Genomic DNA, 21,080 nt, shown 5'->3' on the forward strand with positions numbered 1-21,080 from the left:
CTCTGGGCGTACGGAGGTGCGTACGGGGCATGGGGCGTCGGGTCACGGGAAGTGGGGCCGCCCCCGGGGGGGGGGCGGGGCCCCCCCCCACGGCACTCCCAGCTCAGGAATCCTCGATGAGACGCCTTCGCCGACGTGCCACCGGTTCCCGTGCGCCGATCGCACTGGCGGTCCCCGCCCTGCTGGCCGTCGCCTTCCTGCTGCTGCCTCTGGCCGGGATCCTCTCCCGCACCTCATGGGGCGATCTGGGCACTCATCTGACCACTCCCGAGACGACCCGGGCGTTGACGCTGTCCCTGGTCGTGTCCGCCTGGGCGCTGGGCCTCTCGGTCGTACTCGGCGTGCCCCTGGCCTGGCTGCTGGCCCGTGTCGACTTCCCCGGCAAGGCCTTCGTCCGCTCCCTGGTGCTCCTGCCGATGGTGCTGCCGCCCACCGTCGGCGGTGTCGCACTCCTCCTGGCCTTCGGCAGGCGTGGCCTCCTGGGGCCCTGGCTGGAGGAAACGTTCGGCATCACCCTGCCGTTCCACACGTCCGGTGCGGTCCTCGCCGCGACGTTCGTCGCGATGCCGTTCCTGGTCATCAGCCTCGAAGGGGCGCTGGGCGGACTGCACCCCCGTCACGAGGAGACCGCGGCCTCCCTGGGGGCTTCACCGGTGCGGGTGTTCTTCACCGTCACCCTGCCCATGGTCGCCCCCGGACTCGCCGCGGGCGCCGCCCTGACCTGGGCACGGGCCCTGGGTGAGTTCGGTGCGACCATCACCTTCGCCGGGAACCTCCCGGGCACCACGCAGACGCTGCCTCTCCAGGTCTATCTGCTGCTCCAGGACGACCCGGAGGCCGCCACCTCGGTCTCCCTGTTCCTGCTCGCCATCGCCATGGCCGTACTCGTCTCCCTGCGCGGGCGGTGGACCGGCACCCCGAACTCCCCCGAACGTCCCCGGGCTTCGGTGGGAGATTCCGGGCCCGCCGCGGAGAAAGACACCCCGGAGGCGACGGACACCCCCGAAGGGTCCGGGGGCAGTTGGCCGCTCCACGCCGCGGTCACCGGCTTCAACCACCTCACCCTCGACGCGGATGCCGGGACGACGATCGCCGTCGTCGGCCCCAACGGCGCGGGCAAGACGACACTGCTGCGCGCGCTCCTCGGCCTCACCCCGCGCGCCCACGCCGAGCTCCGCCTGGGCGACACCGACGTCACCGCACTCCCCCCGCACCGCAGAGGCGTGGCCTGGGTCCCGCAGGACGGCGCCCTCTTCCCTCACATGAACGCGCTGGCCAACACGGCGTACGGCCTTCGCGCACATGGTGTGCCGCGCGCCGAGGCCCGGCGCGGCGCACAGCGGTGGCTGGACCGACTGGGCGTGGGGCATCTCGCGCACCGCAGGCCGGCCGAGATCTCCGGCGGCCAGGCGCAGCGCGTCGCGCTCGCCCGCGCCCTGGCCGCCCGGCCCCGGTTGCTCCTGCTCGACGAACCGCTCGCCGCCCTCGACCAGACCACCCGCGCCCACGTCCGGCACACCCTTCGGCGCCATCTCGACGGTTTCGGGGGCGTGTGCCTGATCGTCACGCACGACCCGGTCGAAGCCGTCGCGCTCGCCGACCGGGTCCTGGTCCTCGACGAGGGCCGGGCCCTGCAGGACGCCCCGCCCACCGAGGTCACCCGCCACCCCCGCTCCCCCTGGGTCGCCCGCATGCTCGGCCGCAACGCCTGGCCCGGCATCGCGACGGCCGATGGCGTCCAGCTCGTCGGCGGCGGCGTCCTCGTCGCCGCGGACCCGCTCCCGCCCGGTACGAACACGCTCGCGGTCATCGCCCCCGAAGCCGTCGCCGTACACCGGGACAGGCCCACCGGCAGCCCGCGCAACGTCTGGCCCGGCACCGTACGGGAGATCACCACCAGCGGGAGCCGCCTCCGCGTCCTGACCACGTCGGACCACACGCCGGACCTGGTCGCCGAGATCACGCCGCAGGCCGTCGCCGAACTCGGGATCGCCGAGGGAACACCCGTCTGGACCTCCGTCAAGGCGACGGAGGTAACGGTCGTCGCCCTCTGAACGCACCCTGGTCCAGGGTGACTCGGGTTCGGGGCGGACCGGTGAGCTGTGTGATGATGCACGCTGGCCGGACGGGCTCCGGGAGGGACCGGGCGGGTGGGAAACGGCGGGGAGAACGGCGTGGGCAAGGGCGGGGAATCCATACCGGACGAGGAATGGGAGCGCTTCCTGCGGGATGCGGAGGCCGGGAGCCCGGGCGCGCCCGAGGAGCCGTCGGCACGGGCCCGGATGGTGACGCAGCGGCTCCGGGAGGAGCCCGGCCCGCCGGAGGGATGGCGGGCCCACCGGCCGGCCCGCCCGCGAAGGAGGAAGGGCTGGTACGCGGCCGGTCTGCTGGCGGTGATCTGCCTGCTGGTCGTGGTGCTGATCCCGGGGCGGGTGGCCGGGTGGTTCGGAGTCGGGGACGGGGGTTCGCCCCTAGCCGCGGAGTCGGAACGTCCGGATGAGCCTCCGGTGCGGGAGATGTCGGTCCGGCCACCGACGCCGGAGGAGCCGTTCAGGGGGTCGCCCGCGGCGCGGTGGGGCGACGGGACGTCAGCGCTCCCGCTGCCCGCCGCCCGGGCCACGGGCTGGATGAGCAAGGAGCAGGTCGCGCAGGCACTCGACCGGACCCGGGACTTCCTCGCCGCGTCGAGTCTGGACCCCGGTGTGCTGCGGGGGGAGCGGCCGGTGAAGGCGATCGCGCTGATCAATCCGCATCAGCGGGACGTCCAGGACTACCTGGCCGCCGCGTTCCGCACGCCGAGCCGGGAGAACGATCCTCTGCTGCTGTTCAGCCGTTTCGCCGAGGACGATGTGCGGCTGGTCGGCGACGTGGTCAGGACCCGTGGGCGGATCACGTACCGGGAGGGTGAGCGCGGTGCGGTCGAGGTGACCACCGATGTCACGTACGTCTATCCGGTCGTACGCGCCGCCTCGGGCAGCGACGAGGTCGCCCGCACCATCGTGCGCCGTGAGGTCGTGATGAGCTGGGACGACCCGGAGAAGATCGTCATCGAGCCGGGGACGTTCTCCCTGGTCTCCTACAAGGCGGACACCACCAACGGCGGTTGCAACAACCACACCGGCTATCTCACCCCCGAGTTCACCGCCGAACGCGCGGTCAAGGGCTCGGGGGACGGGCCCGAGGTCGACCCGTACGACCGCAGCACCTCGCTGGACGCACGCGTCGGCGAGAGCGGCGACGCGGAATGCGGAAGAGCCACGCGCTCGTGAACGGCCGTGGGAGCGGCCCGTCGGCCCCGCACCGCGCCTCCCCCGTACGTCAGGGAAGGCGCGGTGCTGCCGGTGGACGGGGACGGCCCGCTGAAGGCACGCGCGTGAGGTCAGGGGCCGTCGACCCGGACACGATCCACTTCCGGAAGATCTCCCCCGCACCTGAACACGGGGCCGCATCGGCCCGTATCCATGTTCGACGTCATGTAATCCGATGAAGGGAACGCCGGAATGAGCGCATCGCAGGAGCGTCAGGTCCGCTTCGGGCGCCGCACCGTGGTCACAGCGGTCGGTGCGGTGGGAGTGGCGGCCGCTCTCACCGCGTGCGGCGGCTCGAAGGACTCGGAGGGTGCGGATACGGTCCGGCCGGCCGGGGAGGGCGACGGCGCGAACGGCGGCGGAGAGGTCCTCGCGAAGACCACCGACATCCCCGAGGGCGGTGGTGTGGTCTTCGCCGACCAGGGTGTCGTGGTGACGCAGCCGAAGGCCGGTGAGTTCAAGGCGTTCTCCTCGAAGTGCACCCACCAGGGCTGCGCGGTGAAGGGCATCGCCGACGGCGTCATCAGCTGCCCCTGCCACGGCAGCACGTTCGACGCGGCGACCGGCGCGGTGACGGCCGGCCCGGCGACGCAGCCGCTGCCCGAGAAGCCGATCCAGGTGCAGGGCGACTCGATCACGCTCGCCTGAGCGGACCCCGGAGCCCCGGGCTCCGCCGCGTCCGCGTCGGCACCACGGCGTCAACAGCTCGGCGGGGCCCATGGCGTGATCACGTACGGGCCCTCGTGCTTCCGAGGAGTCGCACACGGCCCCTCGTCAGGGCGCTCCGGTCCGTCCGGCACGGCACGGCACGTCGCTCAGGCTGTACTCCCTGAACCGGAGCCTGCGCCGATAGCAACTCCGGCAGAGGACCCGAGGATCGCGGTGGTGGTCGACGACAGCACGGAGTACGGAGCTGCGCGGCGTGGCGGAGCCCGTCGGAAGGGTCTCACGCAGGTGCGCGGCGTGCGCCGAACGGGAGCCGCCCGAGCGGGCGTTCGCATCGGCGTACTTCGGCACGGCCCCCTGCCGCACGACGGGCGCCACACCTGACTACGGCTCACTCCGCGGACCGTCACGTCCTGGGACTTCAGGAAGTGGGCCGATCCGGCCCGGGGTCCTGGGCCACCGGGGCGTCCAGCGCCCGGCCGGCGGCGCGCAGCGCCTCCACCGCGGCCCTGATCGACGGCCGGCGGTCCGCGTCCGTGCGCCACACCGCGTGCACATGGCGGCGCATCGTCTGCCGCACCGGCACGAGCCGCACACCGTCCGGCACCGGCCCACGGCCGAGCCTGGGCGCCACGCAGACGCCGAATCCTGCGTCGATCAGGGCCAGTTGCGTGTGGTGTTCACCGGCGAGGTGCGCGATGCGCGGCTCGATCCCCTTGGACCGCAGCGTGAACATCAGCCAGTCGTAACAGAATTCGCCCTCCGGCCAGGACACCCACTCGTCGTCGGCGAAGTCCTCCAGGTCGACCTCCGTACGGTCCGCGAGCGGATGGCGGGCCGGCATGGCGATGTCCGGCGCGTCGTCGAGGATCTCGGCCTTGGCCAGCCCACCGGGGACGGGCAGCCTCTTGTTGCTCCAGTCGAGCACCACGGCGAGGTCGACGTCCCCCCGGAGCACCGCGCGGATCCCGCTCTCCGGCTCCAGCTCCGTCGTACGCAGCCTCAGCTCGGGATGATCCGTGCGAAGCGCGGTGAGGGCGGCCGGGAACAGCCCGCGGGCAGCCGTCGGGAAGGCCGCGATCCTGACCTCGCCGACGACCTGGCCGCGCTGGGCCTCGATGTCGGACTGCGCGATCGCCACCTGGGACAGGATCTTGGCGGCATGGTCGGCGAGCAGCCGGCCCGCGTCGGTGAGGCGGACCCCGCGGCCGTTCTTGGCGAGGAGCTGCTGCCCCACCTCGCGCTCCAGCTTCGACATCTGCTGGGAGACCGCCGACGTCGTGACATGGAGGCCGTCAGCGGCCCCGCTCACCGAACCGTGCCGGGCCAGGGCATCCAGCGTACGCAGGCGCTCCAGATTCAACATGTAAGTGATGCTACGTGAAGGTAGCCACATATTCTCACTTGTCCTACGTGAATCAGGCCGTCATCGTTGAGCCATGAGCGCCCCTTCCGCACCGCGAACCGTGCCGCCGCCCGGCACCCACCTGCCCTCCGCGACCACCGCCCCGCGCCCGGCCGTGGACTGGCGCGTCCGGTTCGTGGCGCTCTCCCTCATCTGGGGGTTCAGCTTTCTCCTCATCAAGGTCGGCACGGACGGATACGCGCCGTTCCAGGTCACGTTCGGGCGCCTGCTGTTCGGCACGGCGGTCCTCGCCGTGGCGATGGCGGTCCGCCGTGAGCGGCTGCCGCGCTCCGGGCGGACCTGGGGCCACCTCTTCGTCGCCGCGTTCTTCCTCAACGCGCTGCCGTTCTCCCTCTTCGCGTACGCCGAGCTGACCATCCCGTCCACGCTCGCCGGGATCTGCAACGCGACCTCACCCCTGTGGGGGATGGCCCTCTCGCTCGTCGCCCTCTCCGAGGACCGGCCGACCCGTCGCCGCGTCGCCGGGCTGGGCCTGGGTTTCGTCGGCGTACTGACGGTGCTGGGTGCCTGGCAGGGATTCTCGGGACTGGACCTCAGTGGTACGGCGATGGCCCTGCTGGCCTCCCTCAGCTACCCCGTCGGCTGGATCTACCTCCGTCGCACCCTGGCGGGCACGGGCTCGTCGGCGCTGGCGATGACGGGCAGTCAGTTGTTTCTCGGCACGCTACAACTCGCCGTGGTCACACCTCTTTTCACCTCACTCCCCGAGAGCGTGCCGCTCCTCCCGACGCTTTCCGTGATCGCCCTGGGAGCGCTCGGAACAGGCCTGGCCCTCCTCATCCAGTACGGCCTCGTCACGGAGGTCGGCCCGACGACGGCGCAGATGGTCACCTACTTCATCCCGGTGATCGCCACCGCGGCCGGAGTGGCCCTCCTCGACGAACGGCTGAGCTGGAACACCCCGGTCGGCGCCCTCATCGTCCTCGTCGGCGCGGCACTCACCCAGAGCCGGGCCCGCGGCGGACCCGTCCCGGCTCCCGTCGCATCGCCGGGATCGACCAAGCCGCCCGGACCGCCCGGATCGCCCGAGGAGGACCGGACCGCCGAAGCGCGCAGCCACGCCGCTCAGCCGTAGCCGACGGGCCGGACGGGCCCCGCCGCCGCCGCGACCGCGTCCGCCAGGGGCGCGATGTCGGCCGCGGTCAGCGGGGACACCGTCAGCCGCAGCCCCTGCGCCGAATCCATCCGGAAGCGCGCCCCCGGGGCGACGGCCCAGCCCGATTGCAGCAGCCGGGCCACCGCGCCGGTCTCGTCACTGACGGGCACCCACACGTTCATCCCGCTCCGCCCGTACGCCGGGACGCCCCGCGCTTCCAGAGCGCCGATGAGCGCGTCCCGGCGCTCCGCGTAGGACCGGGCGATCACCGTCGCGTCCACCGCCCCCGACGTCCACAGGTGCACCACGGTCCGCTGCAGCAGTCTGCTGACCCAGCCGGGCCCCAGCCGCTGCCGTCCGGTCACCCGGTCCACGGTCAGCGCGTCGCCCGTGAGCACCGCGAGCCGCAGGTCCGGTCCGTACGCCTTGGCGACGGACCGGACGAACGCCCAGCGTTCCGTGACCCCGGCCAGCGGATGCAACGGAAGGTCGACGATGGCGTGGCCGTGGTCGTCCTCGACGAGCAGGACACCGGGGTGCTTCGCGAGGACGGCCCGGAGCTCGGCCGCCCGCCCGCCGCTCACCGCCGCGCCGGTCGGGTTCTGCGCCCGGTCCGTGACGACCAGCGCCCTGGCTCCCGCGCGCAGTGCCCGCTCCACCTCGCCCGGCAGCGGCCCCTCGTCGTCCAGCGCGACCGGTACGGCACGCAGCCCGAGCGCGGGCACGAGATCCAGCAGACCGCCCCACCCCGGATCCTCGACGGCGACCGCGTCACCGGGCTTGAGATGCGCCGACAGCACCCGCTCGATCGCGTCGAGGGACCCGGAGGTGACCGCGAGCGGCCCGCCGGGCACACCGTCGGCATCCATCGCGGCCCGTGCGAACGCCTCGAGTTCGGCCAGGACGGGGACTTCCCCGTACATGCCGGGCTGCTGTGCGTATGCCCGCGCGGCGACGGCCAGCGCCTCACCGATGTGCGGCAGGAGGGCCGGATCGGGGTTGCCCTCGCCCAGGTCGCGCACGCCGGGTGGCGCCTCGATCCGGAGGGAGCCCCGCGCGGTGCTCGCCGGGCGCGAGCGCACCCTGCTGCCCCTACGGCCGGCCGTCTCGATCACCCCGCGCTCGCGGAGCGTCCGGTAGGCGGCGGCCACCGTGTTCGGGTTGACGCCGAGCAGGAGCGCCAACTCACGCATGGGGGGCAGCACATGACCGGGCGCGAGGTCTCCCGAGCCGACCCCGCGCTCCACGCTCGCGGCGATTTCCGATGCACGCCGCCCACTGATCCGATACTCTCCTAGCACAAACTTAATTATGCACTAGTGCAATGGAGGAAGCAATGCCCGACACCGTTACGCCCGACGGCACCGCAACGGACGCCGCGGCCCCCTACGAACCGACCGGGCGTACGGTCCCGAGCCGGTCCAAGGAGCGCGCCTCGTACGACCGCGAGCTGGTTCACTCGATCCTCGACGAGGCGTACCTCTGCCACCTGGGTTTCGTCCGCGACGGCGCGCCGGTCGTGCTCCCCACGCTCTTCGGCAGGGTCGGCGAGCGGCTGTACGTTCACGGCTCGACCGGATCCCGCCCGCTGCGCGAGACGCGTGCGGCTGACCCGGGCATGGCGGTCTGCCTGACGGTCACCCACCTGGACGGCCTGGTGCTGGCCCGCTCCGCCTTCCACCACTCGATGAACTACCGTTCCGTGGTGGTCCACGGCATCGCCCGTACGGTCACCGACCCGGAGGAACGGCGCATCGCGCTCGACGCCATCGTCGACCAGGTCGTACCGGGCCGGTCGCGGGACTCGCGGCCGGCCGACGCGAAGGAGCTCGCCGCCACGGCGGTCATCCGCCTGGATCTCGAGGAGTTGTCCGCGAAGGTCCGCACCGGCGGCCCCAACGACGATCCGGCGGACCTCTCGCTGCCGTACTGGGCCGGCGTGGTTCCGCTGACCCACGGATACGCGGCACCGGTGCCGTCCGACGACCTGGATCCGGCCGTCCAGGTGCCGGACTATCTGACCGCGCTCTGAAGCGCACCCGGACCACGGCGGGCCCGCCCGGCGACGGGCCCGCCCCCGGTCAGGCGGGCACCGCCTCGCGGCTCCGGCGAGCAGCCGCAGCACCGCGCGTCTCGGTGTAGGCGAGTCCCGCCACCGCGGCGAGCAGGAGCAGCGTGCCGCTGACCGTGGCCGCGGTGAGCCGCTCCCCCAGGACGGTCACGGCGATGACCGCGGCACTCACCGGCTCCAGGAGCATGATCACGGAGACCGTCGCCGACCGGACGGCCGCCGCGCCCGCGAAGTAGAGCGCGTACGCGAGGGCGGTCGGGACCGCGGCCACGTAGACCAGCAGCCACAGCACCTGCCCCGTCGCGGCGGTGTGCGGCACGAGCCCCTCGGCCGCCGCCATCGGCAGCAGTCCGACGGCGCCGATGCCGAACGCCCACGCACTGGTGGCGAGGGTGTCCCCCGCCGCGCCGTCACGGCCCAGCCGACGGGTCAGCAGGGTGATCGCCGCATAGCCGGCGGCGGACAGCAGGGCGAGCAGCACCCCGGCCGGCCGCACTTCGGCCGCCTCACCGCCGAGCACCAGCACGGCCAGCCCGGTGAGCGCACCGGCCACGGCGGCGATCCCGCCCCGGCCCAGCCGCTCCCCCAGGATCAGCCGCGCACCGACGGCGATGAGCACGGGCCCCGCCCCCAGGGTGACGACGGTCCCGACAGCGAGGCCGGTCGTTTCGACCGCGGCGAAGTAGGCGCTCTGGAACACCGTGAGACCGACACCGGTCCCGAGGATGCGCAGCAGCCGCCGACGGCCGGACTCCGCGGAGGGCCGGGGGCGCCGGGGGCGCAGCGCGAGCACCCCGGCCAGCAGGACGAGTCCGCCCGCACAACGCCAGAACGACAGGGCGAGAGGGCCGAGATCACTGACCCGGAACAGCAGGGACGCGGTGGCGCCCGCGGTACCCCAGGCGAGACCGGCGACGACGAGACAGAGCAGGCTCCGCCCGATGGGCAGGCCGGTAGCAGGCAGGGACATACGGAGTCTCCGGAGGAAGAGGAGGGAAGGGTGATCGCTCGGCTCCGCACGCGGGCAGCGACGACCCGCTCGGGACGTGCCCGGGCCCGGTCTTCGTCAGGAGTGGCTGCCGCGCGTCAGGCGGCAGGAGGCGGAAGTACGGTGCGCTGCATGATCGCCACCCTACGGTGAGGCCGGACGGCCGGACAACTCACCTTCGGCGGCGCCGGACGCGCGGGGGTCCGGCGTCCCTTCGGCGGATGGTCCCGGCGTTCCCGGGCCGGATGCCACCGGTCCGGACGGCGGCCTGGGTGCGGAGGACTGTGCGATGAACGCCCCGATCAGGACGACGCCACCGCCCACGAGCTGGGGTGCGGAGAGGTGTTCGCCGAGCAGCACCCAGGCGAGCACGGTCGCGATCACCGCCTCCAGGCAGGCGACGACGCCCGCCACCTGGGGCGAGAGCAGCCGTACGGACACCACGCCGGTGAGATAGGCGAGCACGGTCGCGAGCAGGACGATCCAGCCGAGCAGCAGCCATGCGGGAACCTGGTGCCCGTTCATGGCCGCGTTCCCGCCGAGCGTCGCCCAGTCCATCCCCCACGGCCTGGCCACCACGGTGAGGACGGCCGTGCCGACCAGCAGCCCGTACGCGATCACGCCGACGGGATGCGGCGGCTCGGCGTCCGTCGCGCCCCCGTCCGGGGTGTCCTGACTGCCCTGGTCGGACAGGACGAAGTAGCCGACCTGGCAGCACGCCGCCCCGAGGGCGAGCAGCAGCCCCACGGCGTCGAAGCTCAGACCCGCCCAGACCTCCACGACACAGGCGAGTCCGGCGACGGCCAGCACCACACCGGCCGCGGCGGCCCGGGTGACGGGCCTGCGCTGCACGAAGCGCACCCAGCCGAGGACCAGCGCGGGCGCCAGGTACTCCACGAGGAGGGCGACCCCGACCGGGATACGGGAGATCGAGGCGAAGTAGAAGGCCTGGACCCCGGCCACGGCGAACAGTCCGAACCCGGCCAGCAGGGCGGGCCGTTCACGCACCAGGTTCCGGTGCTGCCAGGCGACGGGCAGCATGACGAGAGCGGCTCCGGCCACCCGCAGCCACACCACGTGCAGGGGGTCGAGCCCCGCCTCGATCAGCGGCTTGGCCGCCACCCCTGAACCACCGAATGCGAAGGCCGAGGCAAGGGCCAGGCCCAGACCGGCACTTCTCCTCTGAGACGCGTGCATCGGCACATCATGGCAGCTGACGTCAGGAGCGTCATCACCGTCACCCCTGTCGGTTCCGTGTCCATGATCACCCCGGCACAGCCCCTGCCAGCCGGTCGGCCGTCCGGCCCGCGAGCCATGCCGCGTCGACGCCCGCATGCTCCAGCACCTCGACGGCCCGGCACTGCCGGTCCGCCACCAGGGCGGCGAGGAGATCGAGGCCACCGGCGCGGGGCTCACCGCGCAGGCCCGCACCCCGCACCGCGCGGGCCAGGGCCGCCGCGGCCGAGGGCGACCACAGGTCGGCCGTGTCCTGCAGGGCGGGCAGCGCACCCGAGCGTTCCGGCACACCCTGCCAGCGGAGGCCGTACCCGATGCTGCGCTGCACGAGATAGCCGAGGACCCTGGCCGGCCGCGGCCCGTCGTCGAACGCCTCCCGGACCTCGGAGTCGGATTCGATCAGGGAGTGGAGGAGGTGCGCCGTGTCGGTGTGACGGTCACCGTCGCGCACCGCCCGCCTGCGCGCACCGGTCGCGACCGCGGCCATCTCCGGGGTGAGCCCGGCCGCGGGCTCTACGGGGTTCGGCGGGGCCTGTACGGGGATCCATCGCGTCGGATTGTGCACGATTCCCACCTCATCAGCCCCCAAGGGCGAATACGTCCCCGGTACGGCCCATCCGGCCCTCCCACCGAGGACGGGCACGTCCGGGTGGTTCCTCATCCCTACGGATGAGATCTCGTCGCCGGGAACAGCACAGGGGCCCCGCGGACTGCCGCGGGGCCCCTGCCGGCCTCCGTTCGCACCGCACGACTCAGCGATCGTCGTCGGCGAGGATGAGGTACAGCTTCTTCCGGGCGTCGTTGATCACGGTGAGCGCCTTCTGCCGCTGGTCGGCCGAGCCGGTCTTCCAGACCTGGCCGAACGCCTCCATCAGACCGAAACCGGCCTGCCGGATCTCGTTCACGCCCTCCCAGTCGACACCGCGCCCCGCTTCCTCCCACGGCGCCTCGGAGCCGGATTCGGCCTCGGTGCGACCCGCCTCGGTGAGCGTGAACAGCTTCTTGCCGCCCTCGCTGGCGCTGACGATCAGACCCTCGTCCTCCAGCAGCTGAAGCGTCGGGTAGACCGAGCCGGGACTGGGCCGCCAGGCTCCGCCGCTGCGCTCGCCGATCTCCTGGATCATCTCGTAGCCGTGCATCGATCGGTCCTTGAGCAGCGCCAGGATCGACGCGCGTACGTCGCCGCGCCGCGCCCTCCCCCGACCGCCGCCCCTGCCGCCGCGTCCGCCGCCGAAGGGCCCGCCACCGAAGGGAGGCCCGAACGGCCCGAAGGCGGCCCGTCCCCCCTCGAAGCCCGGCCTGCCCTGACGCCCGGGGCCGTAGTTCCCGTGTTCGTGTCCGTGTCCATGTGAACGCATCACTGCGCTCCTTTCATCATTGATCGGTCGTGATACGTCAACGATATATCGGAAGCTATCGCCTGACAAGACCGGCCCTTATCAGGTGGGTTCTCCGTCGCGGGCAAGGTGCGATCCCCGGGGGAACCGGCCGAAGGTGAGCGTGTTCGGACGCGTTCGCGTTTGCCGGGTGCGGAACGGAGCTGATGGAGTCCGAGACATACGCCGTCGGTCCCCGACCCGCCGGGCTGCCCTGACGGCTGCGGGAGGAGATCGGAGAGGACGCCATTCCCCGACGGGACACATACACGCCGACACACTCCGTCCCCAGCGGCGCGCGAACAGGATCCCCATAGCCCCCGGCGACTCGCGGCCCGTGGCCCTGTTCTCCGAGCAGTGCGAGGGCTACTGCCGGAGTGTGGACGGCCGGGCCGGCCCCAACCTGGCGTGCGAGGGGCGAGCGGACCGTGTCGACCCGCATGGACGACTGCGGACTGTGGCACAGACGGTACGGCTGGAGCCCGAGGCAGCCGTACACCGCCCCTCAGGGCTCTCAGCTCTCCCCAGCACCGCGTCCCCGCCCGTCGAACCTGACAAGAGCGGGAAGCTCCCTCCGGGGAGCGGCAGCAGGCATCGCGCCCACCTCGTGGCGGTCACCGAGGACCGCCCGGCGCCCCTCCCCGCCGGCCCCGTCACCGAACTGCTCGGCCACGCCGTCGGCCGCCGCCTTTCCACGGTTCCAGGGGCCAGGGCCGTGGACCCGACCCATGAACCGGGGCCGGCAGCCTGCGTCTGGCCCGTCCTCGGATCCCCCCTCCCCGGCCCGTCCCGAGGTCCTCCTGGCCCACCGCCACCCCGTCACGGGCGCCGAGGGATCCGTGGTGCCGCTGGACAGGAGTTCCGGGCGCACCTCGCCCACCTTGGCAAGGCCTCACCGCCACCCGCGATTGGGGGCTTCCCGGAGGGCGTCCCGCGCGACGACCACCCCTGGCCCCCGCGCCCTTGGCGCCCCACCACCTCGTCGCCTCCCAGGACACCCCCGGCCGCCAGAAGCTGGTCCACCGGAACCGGAGGCCCCTACTTCGCTGCCGCCGACGCCTCGGCCAGCTGCTCGAACGTCTTGTTGAGTACCGCCCGGCGTTCGTCCTTGTACGCGGGCTTCGGCTCCAGGGCGTCGATCGTGCGCTCCCACACCGCGAGGAACGTCTCCTGCCAGGTCCGGATCACCTCGGGCGCAGGGAGGCTGACGCCTACCCATCCCTGCCGGTCGAGGACGAGCAGCAGCTCCAGATCGCAGGGGACGGTCACACCCCAGTACTCGTCCGGTTCGAGCTCCACCGGATCACCGGCCATCGCCTCCGCGATCTCGGTCACCAGCCGGTCGGCCAGCACCGAGAGATGATCCGCCGCCGTGTCGTTGTCGAAGTTGCCCGCGCCCCACGTGCCCACTGTTCCGCCTCCGCCTCGTGCGTCGTCTCCACCCGTAATCACAGCAGACGGCACTGACAGCGATGCCGGTACCCAGATTCCGGTTACCGTGGGCCCGCCGGTACATGACGTCCTGCTGGAGGGCACGAGCCGACCCCGTCACGGCGTGGGCAGCCAGCCCACCTTGCCGGCGAGCAGCGCGTAGCCGACGAACGCCCCGATGTCGAGCAGGGCGTGCGCAACGACCAGCGGCCCGACACGCTCCCAGCGCCGGTACAGCAGGACGAAGACGACGCCCATCACCATGTTCCCGATGAAGCCGCCGATTCCCTGGTACAGGTGGTACGAGCCGCGCAGCACGGAGCTGGCCAGCAGGGCCGCCATCGGGGTCCACCCCAACTGCCCCAGTCTGCGCAGCAGGTAGCCGACGACGACCACTTCCTCCACGACCGAGTTCTGCACCGCGGAGAGGATCAGTACCGGGAACTTCCACCACACCTCGGGCAGCGACTCAGGGACCACCGTCAGGTTGAATCCGCCGGCCCGTGCGACGAGGTAGAAGGCCAGCCCCGCGCTGCCGATCCCCGCCGCGATCAGCGTGCCGCGGCCCAGGTCCGGCCAGGGCTTCGTCCGGTCGAAGCCGAGGGTCCGCAGACCGGCTCCCTCCCGGATCAGCAGATGGGCCACCAGCGCGACCGGTACCAGTGCCGAAGCGATGCCGAACAGCTGCCAGGAGAGGTCCAGCCACGGCCGCCCGGGGGCGTACGAACCGTTCAGCGTCGCGGCCTGGTCCTTCAGGCCCCCCGGCTTCGTCAGCGATCCGACGAAACTGATCAGGGCGGACACCCCGCTGGCCCCGAGCGAGAGAGCCAGCACCAGCAGCGTCTCCGAGCGCAGCGTCCGCCGTGACACCTCCTCATGAGCGATGAATTCAGCCACGCGCCCCGCCTCCACCCGTACACCCGCCCTCAGCCGTGCGTCATTGCGTCATAGCTTGCCCGACGGCAACAGGACGGCCCGACACCGGTGCGGCCCGACACCGGTGCGGCCCCGACACCGGTGCGGCCTGACACCGGTGCGGCCCGACACCGGTGCAGCCTGACACCAGGCGGGAGGCGACAGGGCGGGTACGAGCGGCGGGTGCGGCGGCGCGGGCCGCCGTGGGCTCCTCAGGGGCGGGGGAAGCCGACCGGCCAGGTGTGCACCGGCTCGCCCGACTGCATCAGCTCGCCGTAGCGCCGGGTGGTGGCCGCCAGTGCCCCGTCCCGTTCGAGGCCCGCCTCCAGGGCCCGGTGGTACGTGTCGACCTGCCAGGAGGCCCCGTTGACGCGGCGGCGGCAGCGCTCCTCGATCACGCCCAGGTAGAGGTCGCGGTCGGCGGGCTCGATGTTCCAGGCGTCCAGCCCGGCGGCGGCGAGCGGCAGGAGTTCGTCCCGCACCAGCTTGACGGCCGGCACCTTCGCCACGCCTCCCGAGCGCCCGGGGCGCGGCCACAGCAGCTCGGCGTCGATCCCGTACCGGCAGGCGTTGTCGAAGTTCTCCGCGGCGGCCTCGAAGGTCAGCTTGGTCCACACCGGCCGCGGCTCGTCGGCCAGTGCGCGCACCAGGCCGTAGTAGAAGGCCGCGTTGGCGATCACGTCGACGACCGTGGGCCCGGCGGGCAGGACCCGGTTCTCCACCCTCAGATGGGGGACGCCGTCGGCCAGCCCGTACACCGGCCGGTTCCACCGGTAGACCGTGCCGTTGTGCAGGACGAGTTCGGCCAGGGTGGGCACACCGCCCTCGTCGAGCACCCGCAGCGGTTCCTCGTCGTCACAGATGGGCAGCAGGGGCGGGAAGTACCGCAGGTTCTCCTCGAAGAGTTCGTACGCGGAATCGATCCAGCGCTCCCCGAACCACGTCCTGGGCCGCACTCCCTGATTCCTGAGCTCGGGCGGCCGTACGTCCGTGGCCTGCTGGAACAGCGGCGGCCGCGACTCCCGCCAGAGCTCCTTGCCGAACAGGAAGGGGGCGTTGGCCCCGAGGGCGACCTGGACGGGCGCGATGGCCTGGGCCGCGTTCCACACGTCGGCGAAGCGGGCCGGCGTCACCTGCAGGTGCAACTGCACCGAGGTGCAGGCCGATTCGGGGGCGATGGACGCGGAGGACGCGACGAGTCGTTCGACGCCTTCGATATCGAGGACGAAATCCTCGCCGCGGGCCGCCGCCATTTGGTCGTTGAGGAGGGTGTACCGGTCCACGTCCGACAGATTGGCCGAGACGACGTCGGCCTGGCCGAGCGTCGGCAGGATACCGATCATCACGATCCCGGCGTCCACCTCCGCGGCCTTCCGGTGCGCATAGGCGAGCCCGGTGCGCAGCTCCTCGGCGAGCTGATCGAAAACCCGTCCGCTCAGCCGGTGCGGGAGAATATTTACTTCCAGGTTGAACATCCCTAGTTCGGTCTGGAAATCCCGGCTGGCGATTCGCTGGAGGACCTCGGCATTCCGCATGCGCGGCATGCCGTCCGGTCCAGCGAGATTCAACTCGATCTCCAGTCCCATGAGATTCCTGGGCCGATCGAACCTCTCCTCCGACAGCAGCCGCCCCAGCCCCTCCAGGCACTGGTTCAGCTTCTTGCGGTACACCTGCCGATCGGACAGATCAAAGGTGTCCGCCACGACCTTCTCGCCCATCGAAGGGTCCCTCCTCGGGTGGGCGGCCCGCGGCACAGGCCGCTCGCGTCACGATCGATAATGCCCCGACGAGGTGATCCATAACGCCCCCACACCCCTCGGACACCCAGTAGTCTGATGGAGGAAGCCGGAGGCACATTCCGTCGGCATGCAGCATACGGAGTGCGCGTTGTCAGGAGCACAGGGAAACACCGACGTGTTTCAGCCTACCGCCGCGTCGCGAGATTTCCTGACCACGGACTTCCTGGATGGGCCAAAGGCACAGAAACTCCGCAATTCAAAGACTCAAATTCGCCTTGCGGACAATATGCGCGACAGGTAGCCGAAACATCGTGTGAACATTTGTCGTATAAACTCTGCGAACGAGGCAGAGAGTTGACGCATCGGCCCGTCCGCCCCGTCACCGGCCTTCCTCTGGCCCCGCACGCCGACAGCGCCGTCTGCACCCGCCCACGCATCACCGTGTCTCCGAAGTGAGAGGCGACCCACTATGCCGCTGCATGTTTCTCCGGCCCCAGCGCCCGCACTGCGCAGCGTTCTCGCAGCACTCGGTTCTCCCACCGCGGTCCGCGAGGCCCACACACCCGCTCTCCGATCCGTCCAGGGATCGCTGAGCCCCGAACTGCCCCTCCCCGTCCATGTACTGGACCGGATCGTGCCGAACGAGGCAGCACCGCGCACCCGCCTCGCGGGCTGGCGCTTCCTGATCCGCAACGGCGGGCGCGCCGTCGCCGCGGCGGACACCATGCTCACCGCCGACGGGTGGACCTTCTCGCACTTCTTCGAAGGGCCGTACCTCGCCTCGACCGAACTCGCCGTGCGACAGGCCGAGTCGGCGGCAGCGCACTACCAGCCGCGTCTGCTGTCCATCCCGGAGCTGTACATGCTCACCCTGTGGCTGCACGACGACACCGGGGCCGACGCCGCGGCCGGGGTGCTCGCCCCGACCGATGTGCTCGTGCCCCTGGCGCCCGCGCCTCCCGGGATCACCGCCCATCGCCCGCACCGGGTCGCCGATCTGCTCCCGGTCATGACCCTGCGTGTCGCCCCCGCTCCGGTTCCGGAGCTCCCCGGCCTCCTGGGGTCGCCGGCCTGACCTCCCGTACCCGTGCGCCCCCGCCGTGCGAACGGCGGGGGCGCATCCGTCCGCCCGTCCGGACTAGCCCGGTCAGGTCACCCCGAACCACCCGAAGGGACAGTGCGGTTGCGTTGAACCGTCCGGCCGGGTGATGCGTCATGGAAGGAGAACAGGAGCTGCGGCGAAATCCCTGCGGAACGACGCCCGTAGGGCAACACTGGGACCGGACCGATTTGATACGGGGGCGGGCCGTGAACACACCGTCAAGCCGCAGGACACTCGACTCAACGCAGCGAAAGAACCCATCCATGTGCCAGCACCAGCCACCCTGCCCGACCGCAGACTCCGCCGACCGGGAAGCCGCCCGCCTGACGGCACACCACCCGGAACAGGGCTGGAGCCTGCTGTGCAACGGCGTCCTGCTCTTCGAGGACACCGGTGAGCTGCTCCCGGACGGGCAGATCATCGCCCCGCACCGGACGCTGAGAAGCGGCCAGGTGATGAAAGCCGCCTGACCACGGCGGAAGAGACACAGGGGCCGGCCGGAGAAGTCTCCGCACCGGCCCCGAGGCGTGTCCGCGCGGCCTACTGGTCGTACTCGTCCAGGGGCGGGCAGGAGCAGACCAGGTTGCGGTCGCCGAACGCCCCGTCGATCCGGCGCACCGGCGGCCAGTACTTGTCGGCCGGCGTGACACCGGCCGGGAAGACCGCCACCTCGCGGCTGTAGGAGTGCGTCCACTCGCCGCCCAGCGCGGCCGCGGTGTGCGGTGCGTTGCGCAGCGGGTTGTCGTCCGCGGGCCACGTGCCGGCAGCGACCTTCTCGATCTCACCGCGAATGGCGATCATCGTGTCGCAGAACCGGTCGAGCTCGGCGAGGTCCTCGCTCTCGGTCGGCTCGATCATCAGCGTCCCGGCCACCGGGAACGACATCGTCGGCGAGTGGAAGCCGTAGTCGATCAGCCGCTTGGCGATGTCGTCGATGCTGACTCCGGTCGCCCTGGAGATCGGGCGCAGGTCCACGATGCACTCGTGCGCGACCAGACCGGCCGGGCCGTTGTACAGGATCGGGAAGTGCGGCTCCAGACGCTTGGCGATGTAGTTGGCCGCGAGCACGGCGACCTGCGTCGCCCGCTTCAGGCCCTCGCCGCCCATCAGCCGTACGTACGCCCACGAGATGGGCAGGATGCCGGCCGAGCCCCACGGGGCGGCCGAGATCGGCCCGACACCGGTCTCCGGGCCCGCGGCGGGCTGGAGCGGGTGGTTCGGGAGGTACGGCGCCAGGTGCGCGCGCACACCGACGGGACCGACACCGGGGCCGCCGCCACCGTGCGGGATGCAGAAGGTCTTGTGCAGGTTCAGGTGGGAGACGTCGCCGCCGAACTTGCCCGGCTTGGCCAGACCGACGAGCGCGTTGAGGTTGGCGCCGTCCACGTACACCTGGCCGCCCGCGTCGTGCACCTCGCCGCAGATGGCGGCCACGTGCTCCTCGAAGACACCGTGCGTGGAGGGGTAGGTGATCATCAGTACGGCGAGCTCGTCGCGGTGCTTCTCGATCTTGGCGCGGAGGTCCTCGATGTCGACCTCGCCGTCGTCGGCGGTCTTCACCACGACGACCTTCATGCCGGCCATCACGGCGCTCGCGGCGTTGGTGCCGTGCGCGGAGGACGGGATGAGGCAGACGGTCCGCTGCTCCTCGCCGTTGGCCCGGTGGTAGGCGCGCACGGCCAGGAGACCGGCGAACTCGCCCTGCGAGCCGGCGTTGGGCTGGAGGGAGACGGCGTCGTAGCCGGTGACCTCGGCGAGACGCTCCTCCAGCTCGCGGATGAGCGTGAGGAAGCCCTGGGCCTGCTCGGCCGGCGCGAAGGGGTGCAGCGCGCCGAATTCGGGCCAGGTGATCGACTCCATCTCGGCGGTCGCGTTGAGCTTCATCGTGCAGGAACCGAGCGGGATCATGCCGCGGTCCAGCGCGTAGTCACGGTCGGCGAGCTTGCGCAGGTAGCGCAGCATCGCCGTCTCGGAACGGTGCTGGTGGAAGACCGGGTGGGTGAGGAAGGAGTCGGTGCGCAGCAGGTTCTCGGGGAGCGCGTCGGCGGCCCCGGCGTCGAGGGTCTCGATGTCGCCGACGGCACCGAAGGCCGCCCAGACGGCGGCGATCTGGGTGCGGGTGGTGGTCTCGTCGCAGGCGACGGAGATCCGGTCGGCGTCGACGAGCCGCAGGTTGACCCCGCGCTCGCGGGCGCCGGCGACCACGCCTGCCGCTCCGCCCGGAACGCGGACGGTCAGGGTGTCGAAGTACGCCTCGTGCACGACGTCGGCGCCGGCGGCCCGCAGCCCCTCGGCGAGGATCGTGGCGAACCGGTGCGTACGCCGGGCGATGGTCCGCAGGCCCTCGGGGCCGTGGTAGACCGCGTACATACCGGCCATGACGGCGAGCAGCACCTGTGCGGTACAGATGTTGCTGGTGGCCTTCTCGCGGCGGATGTGCTGCTCGCGGGTCTGCAGCGCCAGGCGGTATGCCTTGTCGCCGTCGGCGTCGACGGAGACCCCGACGAGGCGGCCGGGCAGGCTGCGGGCGAACTTCTCGCGTACGGCCATGAAGCCGGCGTGCGGTCCGCCGAAGCCCATCGGGACGCCGAAGCGCTGTGTGGTGCCGACGGCGATGTCCGCGCCCAGTTCACCGGGCGAGGTCAGCAGGGTCAGCGCCAGCAGGTCGGCGGCGACGGTGACGACCGCCCCGAGCTCGTGGGCCTGCTCGATGACGGGCTTGATGTCCCGGACCGCTCCGGAGGCACCCGGGTACTGCAGCAGTACGCCGAAGACGCCCCGCTCGGCGACGTCGGCCGGAATTCCGCCGGACAGATCCGTGACGACGACCTCGACGCCCGTCGGCTCGGCGCGGGTCTCGATCACCGCGACCGTCTGCGGCAGGGTGTCGGCGTCGACCAGGAAGACGCCCTCCTTGACCTTGCCGACGCGCCGCGCCAGGGCCATGGCCTCGGCCGCCGCCGTGCCCTCGTCGAGGAGCGAGGCCCCCGAGGTCGGCAGACCGGTGAGGTCCGCCACCATCGTCTGGAAGTTCAGCAGGGCTTCGAGCCGCCCCTGGGAGATCTCCGGCTGGTACGGCGTGTACGCCGTGTACCAGGCCGGGTTCTCCATGACGTTGCGCAGGATCACCGGCGGGGTGAACGTGCCGTAGTAGCCGAGCCCGATCATCGGGGCGAGCACCTTATTGCGGTCGGCGAGACGTCGCAGCTCGGCCAGGACCTCGGCCTCGGTACGGGCAGCCGGAAGGTTCAGCGCCTCGGCGCTCTTGATCACGTCGGGCACCGCGGCGGCGGTGAGCTCGTCGAGGGAGCCGTAGCCGACCTGGGCGAGCATCTTCGCCTGGGCCTCGGCGTCGGGCCCGATGTGGCGCTGCTCGAACGGAATGCCCTGCTCCAGCTGGGAGAGCGGAGTGCGACGGGGGGTCATGATGGAGGCCTCCTGGTCTGTCACGACCTGCGAGGGGCACCACGGCGTGGCAGCCCGAACGGCCTCCCCATCTGTCATCTCGACCTGAGAGCTTCACCGGCACGGCCCGGGGGCGCACCGGCTTTCACCGTCGGTGAGGACGGGGGTCCGTCGCGGCACGTGCCGCACGGATCCCGCCCTGCTTTCCAGAGTGACCTCGTCCGCGCGGTACGGGGGCCTGAGAGATTCCGGGGAGGAGTTGCTCCTTCGGCGCCTCCGGAACTGCTCCGGAGGACTCTCCCGCGCGGGGTCGGCAGCCGT

At 71.9% G+C, this 21,080-nt stretch carries 17 protein-coding genes and 1 riboswitch; of the genes, 7 read left to right on the plus strand and 10 right to left on the minus strand.

What is annotated here, in order from left to right:
• Positions 1–116: 116 nt before the first annotated feature.
• From ACFWVP_RS11955 to ACFWVP_RS11965, 3 genes are all read left to right on the plus strand, one after another.
• Entirely contained in the window at positions 117–2,054 is a 1,938-nt protein-coding gene (locus tag ACFWVP_RS11955) for an ABC transporter permease (protein ID WP_384495827.1), read from the plus strand.
• A gap of 120 nt (positions 2,055–2,174) precedes the next feature.
• On the plus strand, positions 2,175–3,269 hold the full coding sequence (locus tag ACFWVP_RS11960; protein ID WP_384495883.1) for a hypothetical protein: 1,095 nt from the start codon (positions 2,175–2,177) through the stop codon (positions 3,267–3,269).
• Positions 3,270–3,500: 231 nt separating this feature from the next.
• On the plus strand, positions 3,501–3,956 hold the full coding sequence (locus ACFWVP_RS11965) for a Rieske (2Fe-2S) protein (protein WP_384495828.1): 456 nt from the start codon (positions 3,501–3,503) through the stop codon (positions 3,954–3,956).
• Between the two features lie 439 nt (positions 3,957–4,395).
• Here the strand turns inward: ACFWVP_RS11965 and ACFWVP_RS11970 are convergent, their stop codons facing one another.
• Positions 4,396–5,340 (minus strand): LysR family transcriptional regulator, encoded by a 945-nt coding sequence (locus tag ACFWVP_RS11970; protein ID WP_384495830.1) that lies wholly within the window; start codon positions 5,338–5,340, stop codon positions 4,396–4,398.
• 73 nt (positions 5,341–5,413) lie between these two features.
• Between ACFWVP_RS11970 and ACFWVP_RS11975 the strand changes: the two genes are divergently transcribed.
• Entirely contained in the window at positions 5,414–6,475 is a 1,062-nt protein-coding gene (locus ACFWVP_RS11975; RefSeq protein ID WP_384495832.1) for a DMT family transporter, read from the plus strand.
• On the opposite strand, the gene ACFWVP_RS11980 is transcribed toward ACFWVP_RS11975, so the two are convergent.
• On the minus strand, positions 6,466–7,797 hold the full coding sequence (locus ACFWVP_RS11980) for an aminotransferase class I/II-fold pyridoxal phosphate-dependent enzyme (RefSeq protein WP_384495834.1): 1,332 nt from the start codon (positions 7,795–7,797) through the stop codon (positions 6,466–6,468). The genes ACFWVP_RS11975 and ACFWVP_RS11980 overlap by 10 nt on opposite strands.
• Before the next feature lie 35 nt (positions 7,798–7,832).
• On the opposite strand from ACFWVP_RS11980, the gene ACFWVP_RS11985 reads away from it, so the two are divergent.
• Positions 7,833–8,528, plus strand: coding sequence for a pyridoxamine 5'-phosphate oxidase family protein (locus ACFWVP_RS11985; RefSeq protein ID WP_384495836.1), 696 nt, complete (start codon positions 7,833–7,835; stop codon positions 8,526–8,528).
• A 49-nt stretch (positions 8,529–8,577) separates the two neighbouring features.
• Here ACFWVP_RS11985 and ACFWVP_RS11990 read toward each other — a convergent pair whose 3' ends face one another.
• The 7 genes from ACFWVP_RS11990 to ACFWVP_RS12020 form a co-directional block, all read right to left on the minus strand.
• Positions 8,578–9,537 carry a DMT family transporter gene (locus tag ACFWVP_RS11990; protein ID WP_384495838.1) on the minus strand — a complete coding sequence of 320 codons (960 nt, stop codon included), beginning with the start codon at positions 9,535–9,537 and terminating at the stop codon, positions 8,578–8,580.
• A 162-nt stretch (positions 9,538–9,699) separates the two neighbouring features.
• Positions 9,700–10,752: an EamA family transporter gene (locus tag ACFWVP_RS11995; protein WP_384495839.1), complete on the minus strand. Its 1,053-nt coding sequence runs from the start codon at positions 10,750–10,752 to the stop codon at positions 9,700–9,702.
• A gap of 67 nt (positions 10,753–10,819) precedes the next feature.
• Positions 10,820–11,356 carry a Clp protease N-terminal domain-containing protein gene (locus tag ACFWVP_RS12000; protein ID WP_384495841.1) on the minus strand — a complete coding sequence of 179 codons (537 nt, stop codon included), beginning with the start codon at positions 11,354–11,356 and terminating at the stop codon, positions 10,820–10,822.
• 187 nt (positions 11,357–11,543) lie between these two features.
• A complete protein-coding gene (locus ACFWVP_RS12005) occupies positions 11,544–12,149 on the minus strand; it encodes a PadR family transcriptional regulator (protein WP_384495842.1) in 606 nt (201 codons plus the stop codon).
• 1,056 nt (positions 12,150–13,205) lie between these two features.
• Positions 13,206–13,577, minus strand: a complete 372-nt coding sequence (locus ACFWVP_RS12010; protein ID WP_384495843.1) for a DUF4259 domain-containing protein — start codon at positions 13,575–13,577, stop codon at positions 13,206–13,208.
• Positions 13,578–13,715: 138 nt separating this feature from the next.
• Positions 13,716–14,495 (minus strand): CPBP family intramembrane glutamic endopeptidase, encoded by a 780-nt coding sequence (locus ACFWVP_RS12015; protein ID WP_384495845.1) that lies wholly within the window; start codon positions 14,493–14,495, stop codon positions 13,716–13,718.
• Positions 14,496–14,725: 230 nt separating this feature from the next.
• Entirely contained in the window at positions 14,726–16,231 is a 1,506-nt protein-coding gene (locus tag ACFWVP_RS12020) for a glutamate--cysteine ligase (protein ID WP_384495846.1), read from the minus strand.
• A 490-nt stretch (positions 16,232–16,721) separates the two neighbouring features.
• On the opposite strand from ACFWVP_RS12020, the gene ACFWVP_RS12025 reads away from it, so the two are divergent.
• Both ACFWVP_RS12025 and ACFWVP_RS12030 read left to right on the plus strand, forming a co-directional pair.
• Positions 16,722–17,327 carry a hypothetical protein gene (locus ACFWVP_RS12025; RefSeq protein WP_384495847.1) on the plus strand — a complete coding sequence of 202 codons (606 nt, stop codon included), beginning with the start codon at positions 16,722–16,724 and terminating at the stop codon, positions 17,325–17,327.
• Between the two features lie 290 nt (positions 17,328–17,617).
• Positions 17,618–17,824, plus strand: a complete 207-nt coding sequence (locus ACFWVP_RS12030; RefSeq protein ID WP_384495849.1) for a DUF5999 family protein — start codon at positions 17,618–17,620, stop codon at positions 17,822–17,824.
• Positions 17,825–17,894: 70 nt separating this feature from the next.
• On the opposite strand, the gene gcvP is transcribed toward ACFWVP_RS12030, so the two are convergent.
• On the minus strand, positions 17,895–20,780 hold the full coding sequence (gene gcvP / locus ACFWVP_RS12035) for an aminomethyl-transferring glycine dehydrogenase (protein ID WP_384495850.1): 2,886 nt from the start codon (positions 20,778–20,780) through the stop codon (positions 17,895–17,897).
• 195 nt (positions 20,781–20,975) lie between these two features.
• A riboswitch (glycine riboswitch) is annotated at positions 20,976–21,072 on the minus strand.
• Positions 21,073–21,080 lie beyond the last annotated feature (8 nt).

The organism is Streptomyces sp. NPDC058637, assembly GCF_042717325.1.
In the GTDB taxonomy this organism is placed as follows: Bacteria; Actinomycetota; Actinomycetes; order Streptomycetales; family Streptomycetaceae; genus Streptomyces.